The organism is Nonomuraea insulae (genome assembly GCF_042656245.1).
Window position 1 is genome coordinate 55,083 of record NZ_JBHSPA010000020.1, and the last position, 18,767, is coordinate 73,849.

Genomic DNA, 18,767 nt, shown 5'->3' on the forward strand with positions numbered 1-18,767 from the left:
GCGGCCAATTTCAGGTTATATTGTGCCTAATCATTACATGCCCATGCCATCAAGTGCGTGATGCGGCGGCGTTCGAGGACGGACGTGAGCGCGTCGCCGAAGATCGCAAAAGGGGTCCCCCCGACATGACCACCACTCCGCAACTCCATCGCGCGGGCCCCGCCCTGCTCGAACGGGCCCGCGATCTGCGACCCCTCATCGAGCGCGAGGCCGACGCGGCCGAAGCGCAGGGCAGGCTCACCGACCCCGTCGTCGACGCCCTGCACGAGGCGGGCATCACCGGCATGTGGGCGCCCGCGCCGCTCGGCGGCGCCGAGCTGGCACCCACGGAGCTGCTCGCCGTCATCGAGGAGCTTTCCTACGCCGACGCCTCCACCGGCTGGGTAGCCATGATCACCACATTCGAGAACGGCGCGGCCGGCGCCTACCTCGGCGACGAGGCCGTCGAGCGGATCTTCAAGGGCCCGTGGATCCCGCTGTTCGCGGGCCAGGGCACCCGCCCCGGCACCGCCGTGCCTGTGGACGGCGGCTTCCGCCTCACCGGGCGGTGGAGCTTCGGCTCCGGCATGTCGCACGCCCAGTACACCCACAGCCTGGCCATCGTCGAGGGCACCGGCGAGCCCCGGATGTTCGTCACCCCCGTCGAGAACGTCACGATGCTCGGCAACTGGGACGTCCTGGGCCTGCGCGCCACGGGCAGCATCGACTACGCCATCGAGGACGTCTTCGTACCGGAGTCGCAGACGCACTCGCTCGCGCAGAACGAGCCGCTGCGCGGCGGCGCGATCTACCGGCTCGGCGTGCTCGACGAGGCCATGCTCTGCCACTCTGGCTGGGCGCTCGGCGTCGGCCGCCGCCTGCTCGACGAGCTGATCCGCCACACGGGCGCGCGCGCCGGGCGGCCCGGCCAGATCGCCGGCAGTGACGCCTTCCACACCGACGTCGCCCGTACGGAGGCCGAGTTCCGGGCCGCGGCGGCGCTCGTACACCAGACCTGGCACGACATCGAGCGCACCCTGGAGTCGGGCGGCCGGCTCGACGTGCGCCAGGAGACGATGGTGCGGCTCGCACTCAACCACATCACCTCGACCGTCGCCGAGGTGTCCAGGTTCGTCTACACCTCGGGCGGCACCACGGCGCTGCGTAGCGGGCTGATCCAGCGACTGTTCAGGGATGTGCACGCCGGCATGGCGCACATCACCTCCGGGCCCGCGGTGCTCGCCGCGTGCGGCAGGGAGCTGGCCGGGCTGGCACCCGGGGAGTCCTGGGTCGTCCTCGGGCTGGAGGCGTAGGCAGGCGGGCCGGCCGAACCCGGCTTCGCGCTCGCTAACGTACACGCTATGCGAACATATGCTTACTCCCGCGGTTCGCTCCTCGGCAGGCAGCACGAGATCCGGCGCATCGACGAGCTCACCGGCGCCGTTCGGGCCGGCCTGGGCGGAGTGCTGGTCCTGCGCGGTGAGGCGGGCATCGGCAAGAGCGCGCTGCTGGACCATGCCCGGCAGGCCGCGTCCGGGCTCCGGGTCATCGACGCGTCCGGGTCCCAGTACGAGGCTGAGCTGCCGTTCGCCGCACTGCACCAGCTGTGCCTGCCGGTGCTGGGGCATCTCGACGAGCTGCCCGCTCAGCACCGAGACGCCCTCCGGGTCGCCTTCGGGCTGGCCACCGGCACGCCGGACGCGTTCCGCATCGGCCTGGCGACCCTTGGCCTGCTCGCGGCCGCGGCTCGGGAACGCCCGCTGCTGTGCCTGGTCGACGACGCCCAGTGGCTGGACGCGGCGTCGTCGAAGGCGCTGACGTTCCTCGCCCGGCGCGTCGCCGCCGAGCCCGTCGCCATGATGTTCGGGGTCCGGCTGCCCTCTGTGCCGGGCGAGCTGGACGAGCTGCCGAGCCTGACCGTCGAAGGGCTGAGCGACGCCGACGCCCGGGCGCTGCTCGCCGCGCAGAGTCACGAGACGCTCGACGAGCAGGTGCGTGACCGGATCGTGGCCGAGGCCCGCGGGAACCCGCTGGCGCTGCTCTCGCTGCCCAGGGCCGGTGGTTTCGCCCCGCCCGACACGTCCCCGGTGTCGGCCCGGGTCGAGCGCGGCTTCGAGGCCAAGCTGGCCGACCTGCGCACCGAGGCACGGATGCTGCTGACGATCGCGAGCGCCGACCCGACCGGCGACCCCGGACTGCTGTGGCCCGCGGCGCAGCGGCTGGAGATCGACCTGCCGACCGCCGGCGCGGAGGCGACCGCCACCGGTCTCGTCGAGTTCGGCACCCGCGTCCGCTTCTTCCACCCGCTGGCCAGGACGGCGGCTTATCAGGCCGCTGAGGTGAGCGAACGCCGGCTGGCTCATCGGGTGCTCGCCGAGGTCACCGATCCGGTAGTGGATCCGGACCGGCGCGCCTGGCACCGCGCCCAGGCGGGCCCGGGCCCCGACGACGACGTCGCCGCCGAGCTGGAGCGTTCGGCGTCCCGTGCCAGGGCGCGGGGCGGTGTGGTGGCCGCGGCGGCCTTCCTCGAACGCGCGGCGGATCTGTCGCTGGACACCGCCAAGCGCATCGAGCGGACGCTCGCCGCGGTCCGGGCACAGCTCGACGCGGGCGCCGCCGACAGAGCGGCGGAGCTGCTCGCGACTGTCGAGAGCTCGGGCCTGGACGAGTTCCAGCACGCCGAGGCCGACCTGCTGCGGGGTCAGGTCTCCTTCGTGCGAGCGGGCAACGGCGACGGTCCGGGGTTCATGCTGCGCGCGGCGCGACGGTTCGCGGTGCTGGACCCGGAGCGGTCCCGTGACTGCTATCTGGAAGCGCTCGAGATGAGCCTGCTCGTCGGCCGGGCGAGCGGCGTGATGGACATGGTCCTGGACGCTGCGCAGTCGTCGTCGGTGCCGCGTGACCTCCAAGCCCTGGACGCTGCGCAGTCGTCGGCGCCGCGTGACCCCGATGTCCTCGACGCTGCGCAGTCGTCGGCGCCGCGTGACCCCGATGTCCTCGACGCGCTGACGGTGCTTGCCACGCAAGGACACCGTGCGGCGGTTCCCTTGATCAGAGACGTCCTCGACGGCGCCGACGGTGCGATGTGGACCCGATGCCCCGCGCTCGCGGTCATACTCGCGGCAGAGCTGTGGGATCCGCAGGCCCACGCGATGATCATCGAGTGGCTCATGAAGAACGGCCGGGAGTCGGGATCACCACTGGTGTTGCGCCTCGGTCTGGCGCAGGCGGCGTCGGGCGCCGCGCTGTCCGGCGACCTCGATCGGGCGATGGCCGCGATCGCCGAGGAAGAGGCGATCGCCGACGCGACCGGCGGCCCCCCGATCATGTATCACCGGCTACAGCTGGCGGCGATGCGCGGCCGCGGTCAGGAAGCGTTCGAGCTGTTCGAGAGCGCCACGGCGGCGGCGACCGCACAGGGCGCGGGGCAACTGGTCGCCAACGTCCACTGGGCGGCGGCCGTGCTGAACAACGGCCTTGGCGACTACCAGGCCGCGCTGGCTGCGGCCCGGCAGGCTGCCGGCCTCGGGGATCTCTTCATCGCCGGATTCTCCCTGCCCGAGCTGGTGGAGGCCGCGGTCCGGTGCGACGAGCACGACGCCGCCGTCGCCGCGCTGGCCTCGCTGACCGAGCGGACCGAAGCCGCAGGAACCGCGACTGGCCTGGGCATCGCGGCGTACGCGCGAGGACTGGTGACCGGAGCCGAGGACGACTACCGGGAGGCCATCGACCACCTCGCGGACAGCCCGCTGCTCCCGTATCGGGCCAGAGCCCACCTCCTGTACGGGGAGTGGCTGCGCCGCGCGGGTCGCAGACGGGACTGCCGCCCGCACCTGCGCACCGCCCACGAACTGCTGTCCGGCGCGGGGCTCGAAGCGTTCGCCCGGCGCGCCGCCGACGAGCTGCGTGCCACCGGTGAGACGGCCCGCAGCCGGTCCGGGCACACCCGCGACCAGCTCACCATGCAGGAGTTGCACATCGCGCGCCTGGTCGCCACCGGTGCGACGTCCAGCGAGGTGGCCGGCCGGCTGTTCATCAGCCCCCGCACTGTCGACGCCCACCTGCGCAACATCTTCCGCAAGCTTGGGATCAACTCCCGCCGGCAGCTCAGGGACCAGCCGGACCTCGGTTCTACGTAGCTCTCGCCGACGCGACGGCGGCTCCTTTCGCGGGACGGTCGTACCATGAGACGCCGCACAGCCCTGAAGGTCTTCGGCATCGGCATCGGGGGCGCGTTCGTCCTCGGCGGCGGTGGTCTGGGCGCCTACTACTTCGCCGCGAAGGAGGACACCGCCGGAGAGATCGCTTTCGACACGGCCCTGTTCATCCCCTCGCTGGCCGAGTCGGAGAGCGGCGCGTCGGGAGCCCGGGTGTTCACGCTCGGCATCCAGCCGGGCGAGACCCGGTTCAAGGACGGGCAGGCCACTCGCACCTGGGGCGTGAACGGCACCTACCTCGGCCCGACGATCCGCGCCCGGCGCGGCGAGCGGGTCGAGTTCGCCGTGCACAACGGCCTGGACCAGGCGACCTCGCTCCACTGGCACGGCATGCACCTGCCGGCGGCCATGGACGGCGGCCCGCACCAGACCGTCCCGAACGGAGGGACATGGAAACCGCGGTGGACGATCGACCAGCCCGCCGCGACGCTGTGGTACCACCCTCACGTGCACGGCTCGACCGCCGACCACATGTACCGGGGCCTGACCGGGCTATTCATCGTCGACGACGAGGACGCCGAGGCGCTGAAGCTCCCGTCCGAGTACGGCGTCGACGACGTCCCGATGATCGTCCAGGATCGCGCGTTCGACGGGGACAACCAGTTCGAGGAGCGGGTCCCGCTGGCGGGCTCGCTGGGCGTGATCGGTGACGAGATCCTGGTCAACGGCACGATCGGACCGTACTTCGACGTCACGACCAGGCTCGTGCGGCTGCGGCTGCTGAACGGCTCCAACGCGCGCCTGTACAACTTCGGGTTCTCCGACGACCGGAGCTTCTCGCTCGTCGCCACGGACGGCGGCCTGCTCGCCAAGCCGTGGGAGACCGACCGCCTGTACCTCTCGCCGGGCGAGCGCGCCGAGATCGTCGTGGCGTTCAAGCCGGGGGAGCGGGTCGAGCTGCGCTCCTACCCGTCCGAGTACGGCGGTGCGTCGGGACGGCTCGAAGGCTTCGACGACCGCCTCGACATCTGCCAGTTCCGCGCCGCGGGCACCCTGTCCGGTGATGCCAAGCTGCCCGCCGCGCTCGGCGCCGCCCCGGACCTCGCCGGCGGCGCGGTCGCGGCGGAACGCTCCTTCGTGCTCGCGTCGGACCAGATCAACGGCCGGTCGATGGCGATGGACCGCATCGACTTCGGCGTCCGCGAGGGCACCGTCGAGGTGTGGGAGGTGACCAACGACAACGGCTACCTGCACAACTTCCACGTCCACGACGTGCGGTTCCAGGTCCTGACGGTCGACGGCAAGCCGCCGGAACCACCCCTGCGCGGCTGGAAGGACACCGTCCTGCTGGCCCAGGGGAAGCGCTACCGCCTGGCGATGCGATTCAGCGACCACACCGACCCGAACATGCCGTACATGTACCACTGCCACCTGCTGCAGCACGAGGACGACGGAATGATGGGCCAGTTCGTCGTCCTGGGCGAGGGCGAGCAGGTCGGCGTCGTGCCGCGGACGCACGACCACTCCTGAGGTTCGCCGGAGTGACCAGACAGCTTCTGCTCGCCACCTCGGGTGCGCGGCAACACATCAAAGGATCGAGGATCGACTTGTACGTCTCCAACTCGCCGCATCGCCCCGCCACGAAGACCGCCATCGCGGTCGCCGTCGGGATGACCATCGCCGTCACCGGATGCGGCTCCGGCAGCGGCTCCGATCAGAGCGCCGCCGCCGGCACCCAGCCTGCCGCCACCGCATCGGCTTCCGCGTCGGCTTCTGCGTCTGCCTCCCCGTCTGCCTCTGCGTCTGCCTCTGCGTCTGCTTCTGCGTCTGCCTCTGCGTCGGCCCAGGACAAGCAGTGCGGCGGGATGAGCATCGACCATGCGGCGACCATCACCCGCGCCACCGACATCGTGATCGACGCACCCCTCGAACGAGTCTGGGACGTGCACACCGACGTGGAGAGCTGGGACGAGTGGCAGGACGCGGTCCTGACCGTCAAGCGCCTTGACTCCGGCGCCTTCTCGTCCGACTCGCGGTTCCGGTGGACCACCCCCGTGCCGAAGTCGCAGTTCGCTCCGGCCGACAAACTGACGATCACCTCGAGCGTCAAGCAGATGGAACCCGGCACCTGCGTGCTCTGGGAAGGCCCCGGGATCGGCAAGGCGATCACCATCGACAAGGGGACCCACCTGTGGATCTTCACCGAGACCGACGAAGGAACCCACGTACACACCGAGGAGTCCTGGGACGCCAAGCTGCTGGACTCGCTGAAAGGGCCTGACCGCGATGCCGTGGCCGCCATGCTCGGCGGAGGGCTGGACGTATGGCTCCAGGCCCTGAAGACCAGGGCCGAGGCCCTCAAGAGCTGAGGCTCGCCGGCACGATTGCCGGCGGCATTCCACAGTGAGCCACCGACCCTCGATGACCTCGTTGAGTGGCCGCCGACCGGTTCCTGAGCGCTTCGCGCGAAGTCCGGCCAAGGTCTTTAGAGGTGCGGTCACCCGCGAAGTTCGGCCAAGGTCTCCAGGGGTGCGGTCACCCGCGAGAGTTCCCCACACCCCTTCAGGGCACGAACCGCGGCGAGCCTCGCCGAAACTAGACTCCACGGACGCCGACAACCAGCCAGGGAGGCGCCCGGTGCACAACCATGAACCCGCCGACTACCACTGCCCGTTCTGCCACCTCACCCCGGACCGTGAACCCGACGTGGTCTACCGTGACGAGCGCGTCTTCGCGTTGATCTGCCCCCGCTGGTGGCCGCGGAACGCGGGTCATCTGCTGATCATCCCCGTCGCCCATCACGAGAACCTCTACGATCTCCCCGCCGCCGACGGCCACGCGATCTTCGACGCCACCCGGATGCTCGCCCGCGCGATGCGTACCGCCTACGACTGCGCGGGCGTTTCCACCCGCCAGCACAACGAGCCCGCAGGCAACCAAGATGTCTGGCACTTCCACCAGCACCTCTTCCCCCGCTACCCCGGCGACGACCTCTACGGCACGCCCCCGCAGCCCGACTGGCTTCCTGTCGACCGCCGCCGCGCCTACGCGGAGCGGCTGCGCGCCGCACTCAACCCGCGACACGACGACACGTAGGAGGCTTTGCGGGCCAGGGGCGAGCAGGGACGAGTCTCCATGAGCCATCCCTTTTCACCGTCAGCCCGTTGTAGCCGTGCTCGGCCGGCCCGGCGAGGGTCGCCTGCCGTACGGCGTCGCGCACACGGGCGCTGCGACCGCCAGGACGTCTGCCCAAAGTCTACTCCAGTTGCGTTAAAGGTCGCCCTCGTGTTAGCTTAAAGCTACCGACGTTGCAATTGGAGTTCTTCTGACTACACAGCTTTCCCTGCGGGGAGTTTCGAAGTCCTACGGCGAGCGCCCCGTCCTGGACCAACTCACCTTCAGCATCAAGCCCGGCGAGTGCGCCGGGATCGTGGGCGAGAACGGTTCCGGCAAGTCCACGCTGCTCAGGATCATCGCCGGGGTGGACCAGCCGGACGACGGCGAGGTGACGGTGACGGCCGCCGGCGGCGTCGGCTACCTGGGCCAGACTCTCGACCTGCCCGGCGACCACACCGTCCAGCAGGCCGTCGACGCCGCGCTGGCCGAGTTGCGCGCGCTCGAGCGCGGCATCCAGCGGGCCGCCGAGGCGCAGGACCTGGCGGCGTACGGCGAGCTGCTCGCCGCGTTCGAGGCCCGCGACGGATACGAGGCCGACGCCCGCGTCGACAAGGCCATGCACGGGCTCGGCCTGGCCCGGATCGAGCGCTCGCGCCGGCTGTCGACCCTGTCAGGCGGCGAGCAGGCCCGGCTCGGCCTGGCCTGCGTGCTGGCCGCCTCGCCGGAGATCCTGCTGCTCGACGAGCCCACCAACCACCTGGACGAGGCGGCGCTCGCCTGGCTGGAGGACCGGCTGCGCGCGCACAAGGGCACGGTGGTGGCAGTCTCCCACGACCGGGTCTTCCTCGACCGGGTGGCGACGGCGATCATCGAGGTCGAGGGCGGCACGATCACCAGGTTCGGCGGCGGCTACACCGGCTTCCTGGCCGGCAAGGCGGCCGCGCGGCAGCGCTGGGAGCAGGCCTACGCCGCCTGGCGGGAGGAGATCGAGCAGGTCGAGGAGTTCGCCGCGACCACGGCGCGCCGCGTCGCGGTGGGCCGCGACATGAAGGACAACAACAAGATGGCCTACGACCGCAACGCCGGCCGCGTGCAGAGCTCGGTGGCCTCGCGGGTGCGGCAGGCCCAGGAACGCCTGCGCCGTCTGGAGGCCGACCCGGTGCCTCACCCGCCCGAGCCCCTGCGCTTCGGGGGCCGGTTCGCGGGCACCGGCACGCCCGTGGAGCACGGCGGGCTGCGGATCGAGCCGGGCGACCGGCTGCTGATCACCGGGCCGAACGGCGCGGGCAAGTCGACGCTGCTGGCCGCGATCGCGGCCGAGGCCGGCGAGCGGGCCGGCTACCTCGCACAGGAGGTCGCCTTCGACCCCGACAGCACAGTCCTCGACACCTATGGCGGCCGGCCCGACGCCCTGCTCGCGACGGGCCTGTTCCGCCCCGAGGCGCTGCACCTCAAGGTCGGCGCCCTGTCCGTGGGCCAGCGGCGACGGCTCGCGCTGGCCAGACTGCTGGCGGACGAGCACGACCTGCTCCTGCTGGACGAGCCCACCAACCACCTCTCGCTCGCCCTGGTCGAGGAGCTCGAGCAGGCGCTACGGGATTACCGAGGCACGCTCGTGGTGGTCACACACGACCGGGCGCTGCGGCGCCGCTTCACCGGCAGGGAGATCTCTCTTCCTTACGACATCACCCACGGCGCGATGGAGTCCGGCGCCCTGACACCTCACAGCGTGTAGACGAGCGTGAGCACCTGAAACTCGAACTCCATCGCCTGGCCGGAGATCCCAGCCAGGCCCCCGGTCCCGGAGTTGGGGACGATGCTCCCGTAGCTGGACTGGTCAGGCCCGTCGGCCAGGCCGCCGTGCTGGATGACGAAGGTGCCGTGCCGGCCGTCCAGCGTGCCCTCGATCCGTTCGGAGGCCACGTAGCCGCCGCCCGCCGTACCCTGCGCGGTGAGCACCTCGGCGACGCCCGTCCCGTCGATCGTGCCCTGGTAGCGCTTCTGAATCGTGACCCGGGTCAGCTTCGGGCCCTCAGTGGGCTCCTCGTACACGGACTCGTCGAACTTCGCGATCTCGAATCCGGCTTTGATGGTGCGTTCCGTCATGCGGCCGAGGGTAGCCGCTCCTGACCTGGTAGTTCACAGCGGGCCCAGGACACCGAAGGCGCCTGCCCGGACGCCTCCAAGCCCGCCGAATGGTCCCTGACCTGCAAGGGCAACGAGTACGTCCTCGACACCCGCACCGCGCCACGGGCCGGGCAGACGCGGCCTACGGCAGGAGGGCCCGGCACGGATCGCCGATGAGGGCGTCGAGGTCGGGGTCGGCGTCGGCGGCCCAGGCCGCGTAGCCGTCGGGGCGGACCAGGATCGCGTGGGGCAGGCCGTCCACCGGCTGGGCGCGCGTGGCGCCGAGGTCGGGCGGGAGGATCCCGGCCAGGTCGAGCAGGACGGGCTTGCCGGCCAGGAACAGCGACGGGTCGAGGCCGGCGACCCGGTGGCCGACCAGGGGGTGGTCGCCGGGCAGGTCGTAGGAGTGTGACAGCCCCGACATCAGCCCCGCCAGGTGCCTGTTGGCCTCGGGCAGCCGTATCAGGTCGGTGAAGACCTCGCGCAGTTCGCTGACGTCCGCGCTGGGCCCGGGTGTGGCGAAGACACGCTGCGCCTGGGTGATGTGCAGGATCCAGGCCCCGGCGGGGTGCCGTTCGGCGTGGTAGGTGTCCAGGAGGTTCGCCGAGGCGTGGCCGCGCAGCACCGCGGCCATCTTCCAGCCCAGATTGAAGGCGTCCTGCACACCCAGGTTCAGTCCTTGCCCGCCGAAGGGCGGGTGGATGTGCGCGGCGTCGCCGGCGAAGAACACGTTGCCGGCCCGGTAGCTCTCGACCTGCCGGGTGGCGTCGCCGAACCGCGAGGCGTTGTCCACGGCGGCCGGCACGGTTTGCTCGCCGTACACGATGCGCAACTGTTCGGCGATCTCCTCGAACGTGACCGGCCTGTCCTTGGCCTGCTCCTGCTCGCCTGCTACGCCGCCGGTGAAGCGGTAGCGGTCGCCGCCCACCGGCACCAGCATCACCCAGCGGTCGTCGGTGTGGCGGCTGAGCGTGCTGATGTGGCCGATGCTCTTCGGTACGAGGTCGGACACCGACGACAGTCGTACATCGGCCAGCACCGCCGTGTACGTCCCCGGCCTTCCGGGGAACGGCACGCCGAGCAGCTTCCTGACGGTGCTGTGCCCGCCGTCGCAGGCGACCAGGTAGCGGGCCTCGATCCGCCGGTCGCCGGCGGTCACGATCACGCCGTCGTCCGACTGCTCGACCGCCGTCACCGGGGCCTCGCGCAGCACCTTGACCCCCAGCGCCGTGGCACGTTCCTCCAGCACCTCCTCGACCTCCCACTGCGGGATCGAGAGCGGGTAGGGGTGGGCGGTGTCCCACGCCGTGCAGTCGAGCGGTACGGGCAACATCGCGAAGTGCCCGCCCACCGGCTCGCGTGAGATCGCCCTGGCCCGCATCGGCTCCAGCAGCCCGCGCAGTTCGAGCAGTTCCTGGGTGCGCGGCTGGAGAGAGCCGCCCTTGGTCTGCTCGATCCGGTACGGCAGGCGCTCCACCACCAGGACGTCCACCCCGGCCAGGGCCAGCTCGCAGGCCAGCGAAAGCCCGGTGGGGCCGGCGCCCGCCACGATCACCTCGGTCATCGTTCTCCTCCAATACTCGACTAGGTGCAAATGTATACCAAGGGCAATAAACGTGCGAGTGCGAGTTTTGCTAGCCTGGGGACATGACGGGGTTGCGGGAGCGCAAACGGGCACGGACCCATGCCGCCATCTCGGAGGCGGCCATCGCGCTCTTCCTGGAGCGCGGGTTCGACGAGGTGTCGGTGGCGCAGGTGGCGGAGGCCGCCGAGGTGTCGAAGCGGACCCTGTTCGCCTACTTCGCCGCCAAGGAGGACCTGGTCGTCCACCGCTTCGCCGACCACGAGAGCGAGGCGGCCCGCGTGGTGCGCGCTCGCCCGCCGGACGCGGAGCCGCTGGCAGCCCTCCGCGATCACTTCCTGGACGGCCTGCGCAGACGCGATCCGATCACCGGCCTCAACGACGTCCCGGAGATCCTCGCGCTCACCCGCATGCTCCTGGAGACTCCGGCGCTGCGAACGAGGATGATCCGCTTCCAGCAGGGTGCGGAACAGGCGCTCGCCGAGGCCCTCCAGGACACGGTCGGCGTCCCCGCTCTGACCGCGCGCCTGGCGGCCGTCCAGGTGGTGGGCACGAGCCGGCTGCTGTTGATGGACAACTCCCGGGCGCTGGTCGGCGGCCAGTCCGCCGACGAGCGCTACCCGGAGGCGGCCGCCGACGCCGAACACGCCTTCACGGTGTTGTCCGAGGGTCTGGCCGCGTACATGTGAAACGTTCGACCATCCAACGGGGCCTCTGACGCCTGCGGGCGACGGCGCTCAGCTACCGCTCCGTGCCCGGCCGCTCGAAAGCTGGTGCAGAGTGCCGCCGGTCACCTGCTTGAACAGGTACTCGGCGCGCTCGTAGGACAGGCGGCCCCGGCCCGTCTCCGGGCACAGGTCGGCCGGCGCGGGCATGCGGGCGGGAGCCGGGCGCCGGTCCGCGCGGAACAGCGGGCCGCGGGCCCGAGCCGCCACCAGCTCCGCCAGCAGGTCGGCGGTCTCACGCCCCCAGGAGATCCATCCGGCGGCGACGCGGGCGCGCCGCCCCTCCAGGTCGAGGTCTTCGACGTTGAGCGACAGGGCCGTCCTGGCGGCGGCGCCCGACTCGTGGAGCAGTCGCCAGAACGTCCTCTCGCGCAGCGACGGATGCCGCCAGAGGGCTTCGAGGTGCGTGCCGTCGATGGCGGGGCGGCGTTCGCGGTTCTCCGGCTTCCTGTCCAGCTTCGCCGACAGGTCCGCGACGGAGGCCCACGTGGAGAAGGAGCGGACGGCGGCGCGGTGCCGGTTCCAGGTCTTGGGCGCGGCCGTGCCCCAGGCGACGGCGAACACCCTGGCCACCTGCTCGGCGGTGACGTCGGTCAGCGGGGTGTCGGGGCCGAGGTCCAGGCGCAGGCGGCGCAGGGTCTGGCCGTAGGAGCGGACCGTCCCGGGGCCGAGTTCCTGGCGGGCGAGGAACTCCTGCGCGGCCCCGCCCAGCGTGACGTCCGCCGCCCGCGTCCCGCCGGTGGCGGCGCGGGCGCGGAGGAGCACGCGTTCGTCCGCCTGGGTCCTGGTGGCGTGGGCGCGGAGGGACACGCGTTCGTCCGCCCGGGTCCTGGCGGCGCGGGTGCGGAGGAACGCGCGTTCGGCCTCGTTGCGGGTGAGGGCGGCGGCGCGCTCGAACTCCCTGCCGGCCTCGTCGTTCCGGCCGAGCCTGGCCAGCAGGTCGCCGCGGACGACCGACAACAGGTGGTAGTCCTTGAGCGCCGGGTCGGTGACCAGCGTGTCCGCGAGGTCCAGGCCCGCCTGGGGCCCGTGGGCCATGCCCAGCGCCACGGCGCGGTTGAGCTGCACCACGGGCGACGGCATCAGGCCTACCAGCGCCTCGTACAAGGTGGCGATCTGGACCCAGTTCGTTTCCGCCGCGGTCCTCGCCTGGGCGTGGGAGACGGCGATGGCGGCCTGCAGCACGTAGCGGCCGGGCGAGCCGCCGGCCTGCCGGGCCCGCAACATCGCGGCGAACCCGCGGCGGATCAGGAGCTGGTCCCAGCGGCCCCGGTTCTGCTCGTGGAGCTGGACGGGCTCGCCCGCCGGGCCGGTACGCGCGGACGAGCGCGACTGCTGGATCTCCATCAGCGCGACCAGCCCGTGCACCTCGGCCTCGTGCGGCGCCAGCTCGGCCAGCAGCCGGCCCAGGCGCAGCGCCTCCAGGCAGAGCGACGGGCGCATCAGGTCGTCGCCGGAGGTCGCCGAGTACCCCTCGTTGAAGATCAGGTAGATGACCTCCAGCACGGAGGCGAGCCGGTCGGCGAGTTCCGGCCCCGACGGCAGCTCGAAGGACACCTGTTCCCGCGCGAGCGTGCGCTTGGCCTGGGCGACGCGCTGGGCGACGACCTGCTCGGAGACGAGGAACGCGCGGGCGATCTCCTGGGAGGTCAGACCGCCGATCAGCCGGAGCGTCAGCGCGGCCCGTTCCCGGGTGGGCAGCACGGGATGGCAGGAGATGAACATCAGGCGCAGTACGTCGTCGTCCACGCCCTGGCCGAGGCCCGGCTGCTCCAGGGCGTGGGCGATCTCCTCCTGCTTGCGCCGCAGGCGCGCGTCGCGCCGGATGTGGTCGATGGCGCGGCGTTTGGCGGCGGTCATGAGCCATGCGCCGGGATTGTCCGGCACGCCCTGCCCCGGCCACTGTTCCAGCGCGGCGACCAGCGCGTCCTGGGTCAGCTCCTCGGCCAGGCCGACGTCGCGGACCATCCTGGTGAGCCCCGCGACGATCCGGGCGGACTCGAGCTTCCAGACCGCGTCGATCGCCGCGCGGGCGGCCTCGGGCGTCGTCACCCGTAGATCTGCTGCATCCGGCCCTCACCATCGCCGATGATCTTGAAGAAGCGCCGGGCGACCTCGATCGCCTCCTCGTGGGACCTCACCTCGATCAGCGCGAACCCACCCGCCATCTCCTTGGCCTCGGCGAAGGGGCCGTCGGTCAGGGTGATCTCGCCGCCGGCCGACTTGATCACGGTGCCGCCCAGCTCCATCCCGCCCGTGGCCAGCACCACACCCGCGCTGGTCAGCTCCTCGATGAACTTGCCCATCTCGATCTGCAGCGTCTCGTCCGGCGTGTTGTTGTCGCTCACGCTCGTCATGAGGAATCGCATGTCGTACTCCCTTGTCGTCGGTCTTCGCCCATGCGTCGGCCAACCCTATGTGACAGGGAACGGCCCCGCGTTCCCTGTCACATCGCTCCAGCGACGCATGGGCAAACCACCGAAGGGAACGCAGAAATGACCACCGCCACAGTTGCCGGCGACACCACCGTCTCCACCCGCACGCTGCTCACCGCCGCTGCCGTCGCCACTCCCGTCTGGGCGCTCGTGTCGCTGGGCCAGGTGCTCACCCGCGAGGGCTTCGACCCGATCCGCCACCCGCTGAGCGCGCTGTCCACCGGCTCGCTCGGTTGGATCCAGATCGCCAACTTCCTGGTCGTCGGCGCTCTGGTGATCGCCGGTTCGTTCGGGCTCCGCCGTGCCCTGTCGGACCGGCCAGGCGGGACCTGGGCACCCCGCCTGATGCTGGTGAACGGCATCGGCATGATCGCAGCGGGCGTCTTCGTCATGGACCCGGCGGACGGCTTCCCCATCGGCACCCCGGCCGGGATGCCGGCCGCGATGAGCTGGCACAGCATCCTGCACCTGGTGTCGGGGTCGATGGCGTTCATCGCCCTCGCCGCGGCCTGCTTCGTCCTGGGCCGCCACTTCAGCCGCGCCGGCGCGCGCGGCACGGCCGTCGCCTCCCGGATCGCCGGTCTGGCCCTGATCGTGGGCGACGGCTGGGCGATGACCGGTGGCCACGCCGGCTCCCTGACGCTCGCGGTGGGCGTCACGACCGCGATGGCCTGGGTGTCCCTGGTAGCCGCCCGCCTGCGCAAGTCCGCTTGAACCCGAGGAACCGTCATGAGCAAGCCCACCGCCTGGCTGCGCGCCGCCCGTGACCTGGAAGGCTGACCCCGGCCCCGCCGTAGGAAAGCCTGAAGCGATCCGTAACCCGGCTACGCGAAACTCTGAGCACAGGTCAGGGGCGGACGAGCCCCCCAGAACAAACAGACAGAGGAGTGCGCGATGGCGAGCAGGCTTGTGGTGGCGGCGTTCGTTTCGCTGGACGGCATCATGCAGGCTCCCGGCGGGCCGGGCGAGGACGACGACAACGACTTCCCCCACGGCGGCTGGCTGGCCCCTCATGTGGACGAGGGCTTCGGCGAGATCATGGGCGAGGTGTTCGCGAACTCGACCGGCATGCTGCTGGGGCACAGGTCGTACGACATCCTGTCCTCGCACTGGCCCAACGTGCCGGAGGAGGAGGGCGGCTGGATCAACGACATGCCCAAGTACGTCACCACGCGTTCGCCCATGACGGCCACGTGGCGCAACACCGAGGTGCTGGTGGGCGAGGCCGCCGAGACGGTCGCCGAGCTCAAGCGGCGTACCGACGGCGAGATCGTCAGCCAGGGCAGCAGCCGGCTCATCCACACGCTGCAGCAGGCCGATCTGGTCGACGAGTACCGGCTGCTGGTCTTCCCCGTCGTCCTCGGCGAGGGCAAGCGGCTCTTCGCCGAGGGCACGGTCCCGGCCGGCCTGAAGCTGACCGGGACGCGAGCCACCGGCTCCGGCATCGTGTACGTCACCTACGAGTGCGGCGGCAAGCCCCTCATCGGCTCCGTCGCCTGACACCGGCTGAAGGAGCCGAACTGGCCACGGCATCTGGCCTGGAGCGCACTCCAGGTCTTTAGGGTTGAGAGCATGGAATACGTGAACCTCGGACGCAGCGGCCTCCAGGTGAGCCCGCTCTGCCTCGGCACCATGAACTTCGGCCCGGAGACCTCGGAGGAAGACTCCTTCGCGATCATGGACAGGGCCCTCGATCTGGGCATCAACTTCTTCGACACGGCCAACGTGTACGGCTGGAAGCTGGGCGAGGGCATCACGGAGCAGATCGTCGGCCGGTGGTTCGCCCAGGGCGGCGGACGCCGGGAGAAGACTGTCATCGCGACCAAGCTCAACGGCGCGATGAGTGACTGGCCCAACGACCAGAAGCTGTCCGCGCTCAACATCCGCCGGGCCTGCGACGCCTCGCTGAAGCGTCTGCAGACCGACTACATCGACATCTACCAGGCTCACCACGTCGACAGGGACACCCCGTTCGACGAGTTCTGGGAGGCCATGGAGATCCTGCGCCAGCAGGGCAAGATTGTTTACGTCGGCTCGTCCAACTTCGCGGGCTGGCACATCGCCAAGGCCCAGGAGACGGCCGCCAGGCGCAACTTCACCGGGCTCATCAGCGAGCAGTCCCACTACAACCTGCTCACCCGCAAGGTCGAGCTGGAGGTGCTGCCCGCCTGCGAGGACTACGGCCTCGGCGTGATCCCGTGGAGCCCGCTGGCCGGCGGCCTGCTCGGCGGCGTGCTGCGCAAGATCGACAAGGGCCGCTCGGCCTCCGACCGCATGGTCAAGGAGCTGGACAAGCACCGCGACAAGATCGAGCGGTACGAGAAGTTCTGCGACGAGCTCGGCGAGGACCCGGCGCACGTGGCCCTGGCCTGGCTGCTCAAGCAGCGGGCGGTCACCGGCCCGATCATCGGCCCGCGCACCATGGAGCAGCTCGAAGGCAGCCTGCGCACCCTGGAGATCGAGCTCGACGACGCCGCTCTGGCCCGCCTCGACGAGATCTTCCCCGGCCACAAGACGGCCCCGGAGGACTACGCCTGGTAACAGGCAGACGATGAGAGCCCTCTCCCCCGTGGGAGAGGGCTTTCATGTTGTCCGGGCAAGGAAACCCCTGGTCAGTCACGTTTCGGTCGGCCCCGGGAACATACAACAGATTGCCCTAATGTCTTAACAAACGTTGACATCTCGTTCATCGGATGGATAGAAATCGTTCATCGAAGGACGGATGGAGGCGGACACCGCATGATCGGGGCGACCGAGTTGCTCTCGGTACAGACCACCCTGCCTGAACCGGCGTTCGACCTGCACTATCTGCACTATCCGCTGGACGTGCCCGCCGGGACCACCGAGCTGGAACTGGCCCTGGAGTACGACAAGATCGTCGATGTCGTCCAGATCTACGCGGTGCTGCTGGAGCCCGACGGGACCTTTCGTGGCCACGTCCAGTGCCCGGGCGGCCCTGGCCCCCGGCGGCTGGTGATCGGGGTGGGCACGGCCGGCGCCACGCCGGGGTGCGTGCCCGGGCCCATCCCGCCGGGCCGCTGGACGGTGCGGCTCGATCTCGACAGGCACAAGGCGGCGGCGCCGTACAAGCTGACGGTGAGCGCGGCCAGCGTGGCGGCGGCGTCATCGGCTCGGTCACCACCGCGCGGGCCGAGCAGCGCCGGGTCCAGGGCCTCAAGGACGCCGGCTTCAACGCCATCCGCATGTCGCACCAGCCGATGAGCCGCGCCATGCTGGAGGACTGCGACCGCCTGGGCATGCTCGTCGTCGATGAGACGTTCGACATGTGGACCGCCACCAAGAGCGACTTCGAGGCGATGGTGGCCAAGGACTACAACCACCCCAGCGTCATCATGTACTCGATCGGCAACGAGATCCCCGAGGCCGGCTCTCCGGCCGGCGCGGTCTGGGGCCGCGAGCTCGCCGAGAGGATCCGCACCCTCGATTCCACGCGGTACGTCACCAACGCGGTCAACAACATGCTGGCCGTCCTGGGCGAGCTGGCAGCCCAGGCGCAGCGGGCCGGCCGGCAGCTCGACGAGGGCGCGGGGATCAACACGCTGATGTCCCAGGCGGGTGTACTCATGAACCAGATCGCCGCTTCCGAGCTGGTCACCAGCCGCACCGCCGAGTCGTACGCGGTGCTCGACGTGGCGGGCATGAACTACTCCGACAGCCGCTACGCGATGGACCGCGAGCTCTTCCCTGACCGGATCATCCTCGGCACCGAGACGTTCCCGACCCGTATCGCCGAGCTCTGGGACCTCGTCCAGGAGCACGATCACGTGATCGGCGACTTCACCTGGACCGGCTGGGATTACCTCGGCGAGGCCGGCATCGGCCGTCCGCAGTACGCCGGCCCGGATGCCGCGCCGGGTCTCACCGGCCCTTACCCCCACCTTCTCGCCGGCGCCGGTGACATCGACATCCTCGGCCACCGCCGCCCGGCGTCCTACTACCGGGAGATCGTCTACGGGCTGCGCTCCCTGCCCTACCTCGCGGTCCGCCGGCCCGAGCACCACGGCAAGACCTTCACGGGTTCACCGTGGGCGTGGAGCGACGCCATCGCCTCGTGGACGTGGCCCGGGTTCGAGGGCAAGCCGATCGCTGTCGAGGTGTACGCCGCCGCCGACGAGGTCGAGCTCCTGGTCAACGGCGAGTCCGCGGGTCGCCGGGCGATCGAGCGGTTCCGCGCGGAGTTCGACATCACCTACGAGCCCGGGGAACTGGTCGTCATCGCCTATGCCGAAGGGGCGGAAACCGGTCGCGACCTCCTGCGCACCGCGAGCGGGCCGATCAGCCTGCACGCGGAAGCCGACCGGCCGGTGATCGCCGCTTCCGGTGGTGACCTCGCCTACGTCACGCTGGCCCTCGCCGACGCCGCGGGCGTCGTGCACACTGCGGCGGACCGGCCGATCACCGTCGAGGCCGGTGGGGACGGCGTCCTGCTGGGCTTCGGCAGCGCCGCCCCGGTGAGCGAGGAACGCTTCGACGCCGCCACCCACACCAGCTACGAAGGCCGTGCGCTCGCCGTGGTGCGTCCGACCGGGCCGGGAAAGATCCGGCTGCTCGCCTCCGCCGCGAAGTGCGAACCGGTCGAGGTACTCATCGCCGTCGAGGGCCGGGGCGCCCGCTGACGAGCAGC

General features: G+C 70.9%; 16 protein-coding genes. 12 read left to right on the forward strand and 4 right to left on the reverse strand.

What is annotated here, in order from left to right; genetic code table 11:
- Positions 1-125 precede the first annotated feature (125 nt).
- The 6 genes from ACFPZ3_RS15615 (at position 126) to ACFPZ3_RS15640 (ending at position 8,988) form a co-directional block, all read left to right on the forward strand.
- Positions 126-1,292, forward strand: a complete 1,167-nt coding sequence (locus tag ACFPZ3_RS15615) for an acyl-CoA dehydrogenase family protein (protein ID WP_379514814.1) — start codon at positions 126-128, stop codon at positions 1,290-1,292.
- 48 nt (positions 1,293-1,340) lie between these two features.
- Positions 1,341-4,118 carry an AAA family ATPase gene (locus ACFPZ3_RS15620; RefSeq protein WP_379514815.1) on the forward strand — a complete coding sequence of 926 codons (2,778 nt, stop codon included), beginning with the start codon at positions 1,341-1,343 and terminating at the stop codon, positions 4,116-4,118.
- Between the two features lie 45 nt (positions 4,119-4,163).
- Positions 4,164-5,666, forward strand: coding sequence for a multicopper oxidase family protein (locus tag ACFPZ3_RS15625; protein ID WP_379514816.1), 1,503 nt, complete (start codon positions 4,164-4,166; stop codon positions 5,664-5,666).
- 335 nt (positions 5,667-6,001) lie between these two features.
- Positions 6,002-6,505: an SRPBCC family protein gene (locus tag ACFPZ3_RS15630; protein ID WP_379514817.1), complete on the forward strand. Its 504-nt coding sequence runs from the start codon at positions 6,002-6,004 to the stop codon at positions 6,503-6,505.
- A 268-nt stretch (positions 6,506-6,773) separates the two neighbouring features.
- Positions 6,774-7,232 carry an HIT family protein gene (locus ACFPZ3_RS15635; protein WP_379514818.1) on the forward strand — a complete coding sequence of 153 codons (459 nt, stop codon included), beginning with the start codon at positions 6,774-6,776 and terminating at the stop codon, positions 7,230-7,232.
- A gap of 229 nt (positions 7,233-7,461) precedes the next feature.
- Positions 7,462-8,988 (forward strand): ABC-F family ATP-binding cassette domain-containing protein, encoded by a 1,527-nt coding sequence (locus ACFPZ3_RS15640; protein WP_379514857.1) that lies wholly within the window; start codon positions 7,462-7,464, stop codon positions 8,986-8,988.
- Here ACFPZ3_RS15640 and ACFPZ3_RS15645 read toward each other — a convergent pair.
- Positions 8,976-9,359 carry a DUF3224 domain-containing protein gene (locus tag ACFPZ3_RS15645; protein ID WP_379514819.1) on the reverse strand — a complete coding sequence of 128 codons (384 nt, stop codon included), beginning with the start codon at positions 9,357-9,359 and terminating at the stop codon, positions 8,976-8,978. The genes ACFPZ3_RS15640 and ACFPZ3_RS15645 overlap by 13 nt on opposite strands.
- A 163-nt stretch (positions 9,360-9,522) precedes the next feature.
- Complete coding sequence (locus ACFPZ3_RS15650) at positions 9,523-10,944, reverse strand: FAD-dependent oxidoreductase (protein WP_379514820.1); 1,422 nt, start codon at positions 10,942-10,944, stop codon at positions 9,523-9,525.
- Positions 10,945-11,027: 83 nt separating this feature from the next.
- On the opposite strand from ACFPZ3_RS15650, the gene ACFPZ3_RS15655 reads away from it, so the two are divergent.
- Entirely contained in the window at positions 11,028-11,651 is a 624-nt protein-coding gene (locus tag ACFPZ3_RS15655) for a TetR/AcrR family transcriptional regulator (protein WP_379514821.1), read from the forward strand.
- 48 nt (positions 11,652-11,699) lie between these two features.
- On the opposite strand, the gene ACFPZ3_RS15660 is transcribed toward ACFPZ3_RS15655, so the two are convergent.
- Together ACFPZ3_RS15660 and ACFPZ3_RS15665 are read right to left on the reverse strand one after the other, a co-directional pair.
- Positions 11,700-13,739, reverse strand: a complete 2,040-nt coding sequence (locus tag ACFPZ3_RS15660) for a sigma-70 family RNA polymerase sigma factor (protein ID WP_379514822.1) — start codon at positions 13,737-13,739, stop codon at positions 11,700-11,702.
- The gene (locus ACFPZ3_RS15665) at positions 13,736-14,056 is read right to left on the reverse strand and encodes a YciI family protein (protein WP_379514823.1); all 321 of its coding nucleotides are present in this window, start codon (positions 14,054-14,056) and stop codon (positions 13,736-13,738) included. The genes ACFPZ3_RS15660 and ACFPZ3_RS15665 overlap by 4 nt, the downstream gene beginning before the upstream one ends.
- Positions 14,057-14,182: 126 nt before the next feature.
- Between ACFPZ3_RS15665 and ACFPZ3_RS15670 the strand changes: the two genes are divergently transcribed.
- From ACFPZ3_RS15670 to ACFPZ3_RS15690, 5 genes are all read left to right on the forward strand, one after another.
- Entirely contained in the window at positions 14,183-14,836 is a 654-nt protein-coding gene (locus ACFPZ3_RS15670; protein WP_379514824.1) for a DUF998 domain-containing protein, read from the forward strand.
- Between the two features lie 180 nt (positions 14,837-15,016).
- Positions 15,017-15,622 (forward strand): dihydrofolate reductase family protein, encoded by a 606-nt coding sequence (locus ACFPZ3_RS15675; RefSeq protein WP_379514825.1) that lies wholly within the window; start codon positions 15,017-15,019, stop codon positions 15,620-15,622.
- Between the two features lie 72 nt (positions 15,623-15,694).
- Positions 15,695-16,663 (forward strand): aldo/keto reductase, encoded by a 969-nt coding sequence (locus ACFPZ3_RS15680; RefSeq protein WP_379514826.1) that lies wholly within the window; start codon positions 15,695-15,697, stop codon positions 16,661-16,663.
- A 198-nt stretch (positions 16,664-16,861) separates the two neighbouring features.
- Entirely contained in the window at positions 16,862-17,344 is a 483-nt protein-coding gene (locus ACFPZ3_RS15685; protein WP_379514827.1) for a hypothetical protein, read from the forward strand.
- Positions 17,326-18,759 (forward strand): DUF4982 domain-containing protein, encoded by a 1,434-nt coding sequence (locus ACFPZ3_RS15690; protein ID WP_379514828.1) that lies wholly within the window; start codon positions 17,326-17,328, stop codon positions 18,757-18,759. The genes ACFPZ3_RS15685 and ACFPZ3_RS15690 overlap by 19 nt, the downstream gene beginning before the upstream one ends.
- The last annotated feature ends 8 nt before the right edge of the window (positions 18,760-18,767 follow it).